Genomic DNA, 12,710 nt, shown 5'->3' with positions numbered 1-12,710 from the left:
TGGGACTGGACGCGCTTTTCGCGGGAGCACGCCCAGTTTATTGAATTGACAAACCAGTCGCCCGGATGCGCGACGACTGGCACTGTTTACGTATGAACGACGCGCGAAACTAGCTGCTTCGCCAAATGGGCAAAGCCCTGCACCAGTTTTTTCAATTCGGCCGCTTTGAACAGCAGGCTGTCGTACTCCAGATGAATCCTGATCCGCTCCTCGCTGTCGACTTCCCAGCCCCAGACGGCATTGAAAGAAGACGATACGGCTTGTGAAACAGCAGGAACCAACGGGTACAGCAAAATCATCGTTTTGTCCTGCTCCCGTCCGATCCGATACGGCGGAACAGATGGGAACGATTGGTGCTGCTCCGCTTGGGCGATCTTTTCCTTGACTGTCATGAACAGCGAGTCAAAGTCAGACATGCCGGAAAAGTCAAGCGTAACCAGCTGGAGCTGCTCGCGTTTGTTCAACAGGTGGATCGAGATGCTCGCTTCGTTCGACACCTGTTTGAGCAAGTAAAACAGCAGCGCAAGCATGACTTCCTCGATGCGCATTTCATGAAGCTGGGCGATTTGGAATAAGCCCTTTGCCGTGGCAGGGGGCAGTTCCAACGCCAAAGGCAAGCTTTCGCCGGAATCGCTTGCCGACAGGAAGTAGTGAGTCGGCAGGGAAACCCCGCGCTTGCCCGCTCCTTGCGAGGCAAAGACCGCCGCTTCGATGGACGCAGCCAGCCGCTCTATGGTCGGATGGGTAAAAATATCCGCTACGTGGATTTGCAGTCCAAATTGTTCTTTGATCTGCTCCTGCATCAGCACCACCGTAAGCGATGTTCCGCCCAGATCGAAGTACGAATCCGCGGCGCTGATTTGCTCCAGATGCAACAGCTTTTTCCAGATGGAAGCCAGCTTTTCTTCCACCTCGGTAGTCGGCTGCCTGAACGGTTTGGAGCTGACCAGCTGTGTTTGCTGCAACGACTTCAGCTTCTTGCGGTCGACTTTTTGGTTATGGTTCAACGGAATTTGCTCGATCACGAAAAATTGCTGCGGGATCATATAAGCGGGCAGCTGCTCCAGCAGGAACCCTTTCAGCTCATCGATCTCGATCGTCGCCTCTGCCGCGAGTACCAGGTAGCTCGTCAAGCCTTTCTCGTCATCTGCAGCGGATTTCCCGGAACGTTCCGCCAGCGACTCCAGCACGACGACATTGTCGCGAATCCCGGGATACGCGGAAATGACCGCCTTGATCTCAGCCAGTTCGATGCGGAAGCCGCGAATTTTTACTTGATCGTCAATCCTGCCCGCGCACTGAATCGTGCCATCCGCCATAAAACGCGCGATGTCGCCTGTCCTGTACATCGTAGGCTGCATCTCGCCGTCGAACGGATTGGCAACAAACCGCTCGGCCGTTAGCGCCGGATTGTTGATATACCCGAATGCCACACCCATGCCGCCGATGTACATTTCTCCGTAGACGCCCACGGGAACGGGCTTTTTGTCCCGGTCCAAAATATAAATTTGCGTATTGGCGATGGGCTTGCCGATTGTCAGTTGCTCTGCATCGGTAATCTCGGCAATCGTGGACCAGATCGTCGTTTCAGTCGGCCCGTACATGTTCCAGAAGGAGCCGACCTTGCCGAGCATTTCTCGCGCCAAGTCTTGCGGCAGGCTTTCTCCACCGCATAGCGCTTTCAGTTGCGGATTGCCTGTCCAGCCGGACATGAGCAACATTTTCCACGTGGCTGGCGTCGCCTGCATCACGGTGATCCCGTGCGTTTCGAGCAAGCGGCTCAACTGCCTGCCATCCGCCATCTCCGTTTTGCTGGCAAGAACGACTGTCGCTCCAGTGATGAGCGGCAAATACAGCTCCAGCCCGAAAATGTCAAAGGAGAAGGTCGTCACGGACAGCAGCTTATCTGCGGCTGTCATGCCCGGTTGGCTCGACATGGACAGCAAAAAGTTGCCCAAAGCGCGATGCGGAACCATGACCCCTTTCGGCTTTCCTGTAGAACCGGATGTAAAGATGATGTAAGCCGTCTGTGACGGTTCGATTGCAGCGGACAGCGGCGAGGAAGACTCTTGCTTAATCTCGCTCCACTCCTGATCCAAAAGCACGAGGCTTTGGCAGCGGAGCTTGCCGTCTGCGAGCAAATCGCTGGTGGAAATCATCACGTTGACACCAGCATCTTCTTGAATCTGCTGCAAGCGCTGCAACGGAATGCTGGCATCGAGCGGAACATAAGCGCCCTCTGCTTTCAGGACAGCCAGCATGGCGATCACCATGTCAAGCGAACGCTCGATGTATATGCCTACGGGCTGTTCCCGCGTCACCCCTCGTTTTTGCAAGTACCGGGCCAGCTTGTTTGCCGCCTGCTCCAACTCCCGGTAGCTCAGGGACGCTGCTCCCAGCGATACGGCTGCTTTGTCCGGATGTTGTTCCACCTGGCGCTCAAACAGGGACAAGACGTTAGCGCCTGGGTCCACCTGCTGCCGCGTTTGGTTAAAGCCGACCAGCACCTGCTGTTGTTCCTGCCCGGACATGATCTCGACTTTTGCCAAGGCAGCTTCCGGCTCGGCTACCGCCTGCTGCATGATCTGCGCGAAGTAGCGCGCCATGCGCTCCATCGTTTCTTTGGCAAACAGCTTCGTGGAGTATTCAATCTCGCACCCGATTTGCGGCCCTTCCTCCCAAGCGGTAAAGCGGATGCTGAACATGGCTGTTTTATGCTTGTAAAACGAAGTAATCTCCTGGACCCCGCCGATTTGGTCGGTCTTGTCGTACACATCGCGGAAACTGAACATCGTTTCAAACAATGGATTTCTGCTCAAATCGCGCTGAATATCCAAATTGTTGATTAACTCTTCGAACGGATAGTCCTGATGGTCGAGCGCAGCAGAAATCGTTTGCTTGACGGTTTGCAGCAACTGGGTGAAGGAGTCGGCAGCATCGACGCTCAGTTTCAAGGCAACCGTATCGACGAAGGCCCCGATGAGATTTTCCAGCTCCGTCTGCTTCCGCCCGGATACGGGGGTTCCGACGATGACCGTCTCTTGCTGGCATATTTTCGACAAGAGGACAGCGTATACAGCCAATAGTCCCATGTTGACTGTAGCCGCTTCCTGTTTCAGCATGCTTTTGAACCGCTCGGTTGTCTCGCGATCAATATGAAAGGAAACGAAATCTCCCTCAAAGCTCTGGACAAGCGGAGGCTTGAAATCGGTCGGCAACTGCAGCTTCGTTTCGTGCTCGCCATTCGCGAATTGCGCCAGCCAGTATTGTTTCTGTTTTTCAAAGGCGGGAGTGCCTCGCATGGCTGCATGCCATTCCGCGTAATCTTTGTACTGCACAGGCAATGCGGGCAATTCCTCGCCCTTGTAAAAGGCCAGAAAATCTTTGATCAGCAGCTGATACGACGTCTCGTCTGATATGAGGTGATGCATGTCAATGAGCAGCAGCTTTTTGCTTGGCTCATAACCAACGCGAATGAGCGGTGCTTTTTCCAGGTCAAACGGCCGGATAAAAGCAGAGATCGCCGCCGCCATTCCTTCTTCCGGCAGCACCAGCTCCTCGATGGCAAATGCAACCGTCTCATGAACAGTCTGCACGACCTCTTGCCCGACAAAGCCAAAGGAGGTGCGGAAAATCTCATGACGCCCGATGAGCTGTTCGAAAATGTGCTGGATTTTGCCCGGCTCGACTTCCCCGTCCAATTGGTACACGCCCGGATTGTTGTAGACCGTTGTCAACGGGTGCATTTTTTGCAGGAAGTACACTCGCTTCTGAACGGACGTCAGCGGATAGTGGTCTTTGCGCGGTGCGACGCGAACCCCTCCCACCTGGCTCGGACTCGTCTGCTGCAAATAGGCAGAAAGTCCGGCGACAGTAGGATGGTGAAGAAAATAAGCCATAGGGATGCGTTCGTTGTACAGCTTCTGGATTTTTCCCACAATCGACAGGGCCATAATCGAGTCTCCGCCCAACTCAAACAAGCTGTCGTCAACACCGATTGGCTGCATGCCAAACTGCGCTTCCCATACCGCTGTAATTTGCTGTTCCCGTTCATCTCGCGGCGCGACATATTCCGTTGTCAAATCGGGCCGCTCGTATTTAACAGCGCTGTCAGGCTGCGGATAATCAAAGGCGATTCCCTCTGACACAAGCGGGAATTGCGTGTCCTGGTACCGGGTAATCAGCTCGTTTAAGTCATAGGCAGAGATGGCAACCTGCGGAAGCGAGATCGCCCCGACCCGGGAAAAGATGTGAACGCCTTCCGCTTCCGTGATCGCATGCGCCAGCTCCTCACCCGTCAACTGCCGATGCTTCTCCTCGATTTCCTTTGCCATTCCCGTCGCTTTCCATCTCTCCCAGTTGATCGACAAAACGGGAAACTGACTATTATTTCCATGGCAATAGTTTGCGAACGAGTCGAGGAACGCGTTTGCAGCGCAATAGCCTGCTTGCCCGATGGAGGGGATGTACGCACTCAAGGAAGAAAACAGGATAAAAAAGTCGAGCGGCCTGTCGCGCACAGCTTCATAAAGCAGCGATGTGCCCTCGACCTTGGCTGCCAGCATCTTTTTGCCGCTTTCTCTGGTGGAGCGCTGGATCATTTCCCCATCGGCGACGCCAGCAGCATGGAGCACTCCATTCAGTTCCCCGCCTAGGCGGTCTGCTTTTTGCAGCAGCTCTTCCACTTGGCGCTTGTCGCTGATGTCCGCATGGATGAGGTGAACGCTCCCGCCTGCCTGCTCGATTGCGCACAGTCGGCGAATCGTCTGCTTGAGCTTGTCGTCTGCGTTGTTGTCTGCAAGCAGCTCCTGCCATTTTTCCTTAGCCGGGAACAACGTCCTGCCCACCAAAATCAGGGTGGCTTGCGCCTTTTGCGCCAAAAAGTCGGCGATGGCCAGCCCAATTCCGCCCAAACCGCCCGTGATCAAATACGTTCCTCCCGGTTTCAGCTCCATGCTGTCACTGGGATCGAAGGAGACGGCCTCGTGCGTCGGCAGCCAAAAATGCTTGTTTTGATAGGCGACGATACCGTTCCAGGTTTGTGACAAAAGCGGGCGGACGAACGAATCGAGCGCCTTGTCCAGAGCGTTCGCTTCCGATGTGAAGTCACTGTCAAACAAATGGCAGCGAATCGTCGGGTATTCCAGCGGGATAACTTTGATCGGCCCTAGCATGATCGACTTTTGCGGGTTCAGCTTGCCAACATCGGCCACCGAGCAGACTCCGTTTGCCAAAACTTTTAGCTCCAGCGAATGTCCGTCAAAATGCTTGCCAAATTCCTTGGCAATCGCGAGCAAGCTGTAGTAGCCGTTGTCCAGCGTCGTCTCCAGGCTCGGCAACGCCCCGGCCTCTTCTAAGCTCCACATGTGGATGACCTCATCCGGTGTGAATGAGCTGTCTTTTAATTGTTGAAACAGCCAGTCGTAATCTTCGTCCTGGCCCGGATTGATCGCAAATTCGTTGCCGCGAATCTGCTGCCGCTGCGCACTTTTGCAAACGACAATACACTGCTCGCTCAACTGCTGTACTTTTTGCGTCAAAAGCTCACTGACTTTCGACTGCTCGGCAAAAATCAGCCGCCGCTTCTGTTTGTACGTACTGTCTTTGGCTGAAAAGACGGGGGTATGCCGCTTCCATGATGGAACGTAGTACCAGTCCTCGATCGGCTTCCTCGCCAACTGCTGCGAACTCGCTGCCTGCGGCTGAAACGAGGCCGCTTCCAGCCAAAACTTTTTGCGCATAAAAGGATAAGTCGGCAACGGAACCCGCGTTCCATCCGGGTTGACTTTGTCCCAGTCCAGGTTCACACCGTACTGCCACAGCTTGCCGAGCCGCTTGTACAGATGAAGCTGCTCCGAGACAGTGCTGTTGGCATACGGGATCAGGTTTAGTATGTTCTGCCCGGAAGAAGATACGGTTCCAGCGTCGAACGTCCGTTTTGCCAGCGCACTCAAATCGTGTCCTGGCCCGATTTCGATAAATACGGCGCGCTGGTTTGCAAACAACTGGAGCGCCTTCGTAAACTGCACGGTGTCTTTTAACTGGCGCAGCCAATAGTCAGGAGCTGCCAAGTCTGCCTGCTCTGCCCATTCTCCTGTCACGCTGGAGAGAAAAGGAATTTGCATATCCTGAAAGGCTACCGGCTGAAAAGCGGCCTGATAATCGTCCAGTATCGATTCGACCCGTGACGTATGAATCACTTTGGGGAATGGCAGCGGCGTGCACATCCGTTTGTCCTGTTTCAGCTTCTCTTCCAGCTCCACAATGAGCGGTGTCGGGCCGCCGACTACGCAGGAAGCTTGATTGTCGATGGCAATTTCCAGCGAGTCAGACAAAAACGGAGTCACTTCCGCCACAGAGAGCGGAATGCTCAGCATTTTGCCATCAGGCAGCCTGCGAAACAGCTCCCCGCGCTTGAGTACGAGCTGCAGTGCCTGTTCGAGCGTGAACAGCCCAGCGATGGTAGCCGCGATATATTCACCCAGACTGTAGCCGATCACGGCATCCGGTTGAACTCCCCACTCCATCACAAGCCGGGCCAGTGCGTACTCGAACACAAACAAAATCACTTGCCCGTGATCGAGGCTGGCGATTGCCTGCTTGGCCTGTTCCTGCTGCTCGTCACGCGGGAACAAAATGGAACGGTAATCGACCGGGGAATATCGTTGAAGCAGAGAGAAACAATGATCGAGACTCTCTCGAAAAATTTGCTCCTGTTCATACAGTTCGCGCCCCATATTGACGTATTGCGAGCCTTGGCCGGAGAACATGAATACGATCTGTCCAGGCTCTCCATCCGCTCGGTAAGCTTGTGCCTGCCGGGAGCCTTTATCCGTCAAGGCGCGGATCAGCTCGGTACGGCTCTTGCAAACGATTTGCTTGCGGTATTCAAATGACTTCCGGCCCTTTTGCAGGGTGTAGGCGACATCTTGCAGCTTGATCTCGGGGTGCTCTTCGAGATGCTTTGCCAGATTGTCTGCCATTTTTTCCAGCGATTCGCTGTTTTGCGCGGACAGCAAAACGAGCTGTGGCTGCTGCTCTGTATCCACCGATTCGCTGACCTCTGGCGCTTCCTCGACGATCAGATGCGCATTTTGCCCCCCGACACCAAACGAGCTGATTCCCGCCCGCAACGGATACGCTCCACGCTGCCATTCGCGCAGTGTGGTGTTGATCGCAAAGCGGCTGTTTTCCATGTCCAAAGCCGGATTGCTCCTGGCAAAATTGATCATCGGCGGGATCTGGCGGTGCTTCAGGGCGAGGACGGTCTTCACGAAACCCGCTACTCCTGACGCTGCATCGAGATGGCCGATGTTGTTTTTGACCGAGCCTAGGACGCACTCGCTTTGCCGCTCGCGAAACACTTGCTTGAGCGCCGTAAACTCGATGGAATCTCCAAGCTGTGTTCCAGTCCCGTGCGTTTCAATGTACGAGATGCTTTCCGCCTCTACATCGGAGAGTTGCAAGGCGCTTTGAATGACCTCTTTTTGCCCCTCGACGCTCGGCGCCATGTATCCCGCTTTGCGGTTGCCGTCGTTGTTGACGGCGCTGCCTTTGATAATCGCCCATATATGGTCTTTGTCCGCCAGCGCATTTTCCAGCGGCTTTAACACGACCACCCCGACGCCGTTCCCGAACAGAATGCCGGATGCCGCTTCGTCAAAAGCGCGAATTTGGCCGTTTTTTGACAGAAAGTGCCCTTCTTCGTACATATATCCGCTCTTGTGCGGAATCAAAATCGAGCAGCCACCTGCAATCGCCATGTCGCATTCGCCGCTGAGCAAGCTGCGGCAAGCGGCGTGAATGGCGGTCAACGAAGTCGAGCATGCGGTGGTGAGCGTCAAGCTCGGCCCTTTTAAATTGAACTTGTAGGAAATGCGCGAGGCGAGGAAGTCTTTGTTGCTCAACTGGATTTCGGAAAAGAGATCCCGGTGCTCCCCTTCATATGAATACACTCTGGCATTCCAGCTGTAATTGCTCGATGCTCCGGCAAAGACACCCACTAATCCGGGATAATGGTCAGGGACGTATCCGGCGTCTTCCATAGCTTCCCAGGCTACCTCGTGAAACAGGCGAACTTGCGGGTCCATGACCAGAGCGTCTTTGGGGCTGTACCCGAAAAAGCGTTCGTCAAAATATTCAAACTGATCGATGATCGCACCAGCCTTGACGTAGTTTTCATGCTCGATCAGCTCTTGTGGTACTCCTTCTGCTCTAAGCTCTTCGTCGCTAAAAAACGTGATCGACTCCAGCCCGTCCTTGAGGTTGTTCCAAAATTGCTGGCGATTGTTCGCTCCCGGAAAGCGGCAGGATAAGCCGATCACGGCGATTTCCAGGCCGTTGAAGTTTCGCGTGTCAGCCATTTCGCACCTCCTTTCCTTTTTGGCGCAGCAGCTTTAATTTATCCATCCCTTTATGGACAATTTCAGAGCGATCGAAGCCATGATCGTTTGCCGCCGTATCGTTGTCTTCCGCTTTCAGGTACCCGGCCAGCTTGCGGATGGTCGGGTATTCGAACCAGGAAGAGATCAGAACAGGCTTCTGAATCGTTTTCTGGAGAATATCGTTGATCCCGACAATATCAAGCGACGTGACGCCTGCATCAAAGAAATTGTCGTCCAGTCCCATGTTCGCATTCCCAATCGCGTCCTGAATCGTCTCCTGCAGCAGTTGCTCCAGGGGAATCTCTTTCTGGCTCTCTTGCTTGCCTGCTTTTATGTAGCGAGGGCGGTTTACCCACTGCTCAAGCCGCGGCTCCAGGTCTGTCGTGGACACGATGACATGCTCTTCCTGGTGCAGAAGGGAAAACAAATGCGCAAACAGCTGTCGGCCTTCTGCGGGCGAAATCAATTGCTCCAGCCGTTCGCTTGTCGCTGTGCGGCTGCCTGGATCGGCAAGCGAAAAGTTCCAGGCGTCCCAACCGACAGACATCCATCGCGTTCGCTGCTGCCCTTGGTTCATCTTTTGCACAAAGCTGTCCATGAATTGGTTAGCCGCTGTATAGGCAACGAGTCCGATTCCGCCGAGTATCGAGGACAGCGAGGAATTGACCAGGCAGTACCCGATCTCTTTTTCCCGGATCAGCTTTTCCAGAACGAGCAGCCCTGTTTGTTTGACCGCAAACTCCGCTTCACACATGTCGCGACGGATATGGGGGATCGCGTGCTGAAAGAAATCGCTCACGACTCTGCCAGCAGAAAAGATGATTCCGTCAATCCGTCCGATCGTCGCCTCTATCTCTTCCAAAAGAGCCTTCATTTGTGCTTCATCGCTTACATCGACCTGATACAGATGAATTTGGGCGCCCCATGCTTGCAACTGCATCAGTTCGCGAATTTTCTGGTGCAGCGGGTCGCTTGGGAGAGTGGTGGATATGTATTCCTCCCACTGCGTTTCCGGCAAAAATGGCGAACGCCCTGTCAAAATGATCGTAGCTGGACCGTGCTGGGCTAACGCCCCCGCTGCAGTCAAGCCAATTCCGCCCAAGCCCCCGAGAATCAGATGCACGCCGCCTGCTTCGGGCTGTGCAGTTGTCGGCGGGTCCAAGCGAAGCGGTTCAAACGTGCGCACCCATTTATGACGATTGCGGATCGCGAGCAAGTTTTCCGGCTCTTGCTTCAGCAACTCCTCCACAAGCAGCGTCATGCCAGGCTGCCCTTGTTTCACGAATTGTTCCGGCTCGATTTCCAGGAAAGCCGAGCGGACATTGCCAAATTCTTGCGTGAGCACCTGAGCCGCCCCGAGCGCCATAGCCTGCTGTGGCAGCAAAGCTTCGTTCCCGGTGATCGATTGAGACGCGGACGCAATCACGAAAAGCTGGATTTGCTGCTGCGGATCGAGCATGCCAAACGATTGGCCCAAGTGCAGCAGACGGTAAAACACAGACGGCTCGGCAGCCGGGGCAGCATCTGCGCACTCGTTTGCAAGGCTCCACAAGTGCACGATTTTCCAGGGCTGGCCCGGTGTAAACACTTCCCGCAACAGCGCGAGATACTGCTCCGTTTCTTCGGGATGAATCTCGTACGCATTCGGGTCCAGCTTGGAAAAGTGCTGCCCTGCCTTTACCGTGCACACGCGTTTTCCTTTTGCTTGCAGCGCTTGCTTGACCGCTTCGCCGATTCCGTCCGTATCGATAAACAGCAGGTAGGTGTCAGACTGCTCGTCGTCTGTACGGGTACGGCCAGATCCGTTGTATTGTTTCCAAACGGGCCGATACAGCCACTTCTCCGGTTCGTTTTTGCGAGAAAGATTAGGCTGTGGCTGAGGGGCGGCGGTACGCGCTTTTTTCTCAAACCAATACTTGTCGCGATCGAACCCGTACGTCGGAAGGGACAGGCGGCTTCTGTTCTCGCCGGAGTACCGTTCCTGCCAATCAATCGCAGCCCCCTGCTGCCAAAGCTCGCCCAAGCTGTTGGCAAAACGCCACTCCGCCGACTCCATCTCTCCATGCGCAGGCAACAGATGGATGGCAGGAAGGCTGCATTCCGCCCAGGATGGCTGCTTCATCCCGATCCCAATGACAAGGTGAACATCGCTCTCCGTGAGCGGAGCCTTTGCTGTCGCTGGCAAAGCGGATGCTTGCGTGGTGTGCAGCCAAAAGTTTGTCTGACCAACCAGCTCGCTCGTGACGGCAGTCCCGCCGGACAAGATAGCGTGATCCGCGCTGCCCGCTGGCATTGCCCGCAACAGCGAAGCCAGTTCTGCTTCGATCCGGCTTTGTTGTTCTTCTGCTGCCCGAAGCCACTTGTGTTTCAGGACGATGATTTTCGCGAGGTCGGACACGGTTGCCAGCTTCGCCTGATAGACAGCCGCAAACAAGCCTGCCCCGTCCGCAATCGCCACCTGCGGCTTGATTCCGAGAGAAACCAAAAAGTCGGCCAAGGCACTTTGGCAAAGAAACTGGCTCAGTTCCCCGTACATCGGGTCAAAAGCGTCGTCATTATGCAACAGGTCGGCACCCGTCAAAAGGCGATCCAGGCTGGGCGCAGCCAACGCAGCTTTGGACAAGTCGTGGACATAACCGTCCAAGATGCGGGAAAAGCACTGTTCAGTCTGGTACAACTCGCGCGCCATCGTGCAAAGCGCTTGGTTTTGCGCTGAAAACCAAAAAGCCGTGCGAAGCTCCTCCTGCCTGCTTTCGCTTGCCGTGCCGATTGCGGCTGCTTCCAGCAAGCGAGCAGCTTCTCCTACGGAAGAGCAAACCACCATTTTCCGATGCGAAAAATGAGCGCGCCCCGTCTGCAACGTATACGACACATCCGCAGGGGAAAGCGCAGGCTGGGCACGGAAAAATTGCGCCATTTTCCGGCACGTATTCGCCAATGCCTTTTCTGTTTTGGCTGAGAACAAAAACAGATGCTGCTGTCTCGCAGAAGCATCGGAAGCATAGACAGGAGCTGCTTCCAGAACGACATGGGCGTTTGTCCCGCCAATGCCAAACGAACTGACGCCTGCCTTCGGCGAATCGCTGACGTCTTTCCACGAACGCGGACGTGTGTTGACGTAAAAGGGACTATGCTCCAATGCCAGCTTCGGGTTCGGCTGCTCGTGGTGAATGCAAGGCGGGATCACTTGATGTTTCAGAGCCAAGGCCGTCTTGATTAGACCGATGATGCCCGCTGCCGTATCCAGGTGGCCGATATTCGGTTTGACAGACCCGATGGCGCAAAATTGGCGCGAGGTCGCCTCGGCCTGGAAAACCTCTTTGAGTGCTTTTATTTCAATCGCGTCGCCCAGCTCGGTTCCGGTTCCGTGTGTTTCGATATAGCTGATTTCCCGCGGCGAAACGTTGGCGACGGTGAGCGCCTCGTGAATGACCTGCGCCTGACCGATTGGACTCGGCGCGGTGTACCCGATTTTTTCTTCTCCGTCATTGTTGACCGCCGTGCCGCAGATGACCGCCTGAATGTTGTCGCGATCGCGAATCGCATCTGCCAACCGCTTCAAGACCACGATGCCGATGCCATTGCCAAAAACCGTTCCCGCAGAGTCGGCATCAAAGACACGGCAATGTCCATCCGGAGAAACCATGCCTTCTTTTTGGTAGACATAGCCTGCTGTCTGTTCGCTGCGGATCGTCACGCCCCCTGCCAGCGCCATGTCACACTCGCCATTCAGCAGACTTTGGCTGGCCAAATGAACCGCGACCAAGGAGGAAGAGCACGCTGTCTGCACATTGACGGAAGGGCCGCGCAAGCCGAGCTTGAACGACACCTTGGAAGCGAGAAAATCTTTTTCGTTGCCGATGCCGATTTGCACGTGCCCAAGCCGTTTTACCAGCTCCTGATCTTCGTACAGACGCAAAAAGTAGCTGCTGATGCACGAGCTGGCGTACACGCCCACGACAAGACGCTCGATATCCTGGACGCAGCCCGCATCCTCAAGCGCTTCCCAGGCGCATTCGAGAAAGACGCGATGCTGCGGATCGGTAATCTCGGCATCCTTGGCCGTATAGCGAAAAAAGCCCGCGTCGAAATACGCTGTATCGTTCAGGACGGCCCCTCTTTTTACATAGTGCGGGTCGTGAAGGAGATCAGCAGGAACACCTGCCTCTCTCAATTCCTCATCCGTAAACGTCTTGATCGATTCCACACCGCGGACGATGTTTTGCCAAAAAGCCAAAGGGGTATCGCCATCGGGAACACGGCAGGACATGCCGACGATCGCGATTTTTGAATGGATCAACTCTTCATCCACCACTCCACTCACTC

General features: G+C 55.0%; 2 protein-coding genes. Both read right to left on the bottom strand.

Annotation, left to right across the window (positions count from 1 at the left end):
* Positions 1 to 86: 86 nt before the first annotated feature.
* Complete coding sequence (locus tag DEP07_RS12460) at positions 87 to 8,363, bottom strand: non-ribosomal peptide synthetase/type I polyketide synthase (protein WP_287102553.1); 8,277 nt, start codon at positions 8,361 to 8,363, stop codon at positions 87 to 89.
* Complete coding sequence (locus tag DEP07_RS12455) at positions 8,356 to 12,696, bottom strand: SDR family NAD(P)-dependent oxidoreductase (protein ID WP_287102552.1); 4,341 nt, start codon at positions 12,694 to 12,696, stop codon at positions 8,356 to 8,358. Before DEP07_RS12455 ends, DEP07_RS12460 begins: the two co-directional genes overlap by 8 nt.
* Positions 12,697 to 12,710 lie beyond the last annotated feature (14 nt).

It is taken from the genome of Brevibacillus sp., assembly GCF_003521185.1.
In the GTDB taxonomy this organism is placed as follows: Bacteria; Bacillota; Bacilli; order Brevibacillales; family Brevibacillaceae; genus Brevibacillus; species Brevibacillus parabrevis.
The sequence above is the reverse complement of the archived record's forward strand: the minus strand, read 5'-3'. Positions and strand labels throughout refer to the sequence as shown.

Bases quoted from the DNA above. Each gene is read 5' to 3' on its own strand.
- DEP07_RS12460 (WP_287102553.1), bottom strand. From the start codon at position 8,363: ATGGCTGACACGCGAAACTTCAACGGCCTGGAAATCGCCGTGATCGGC.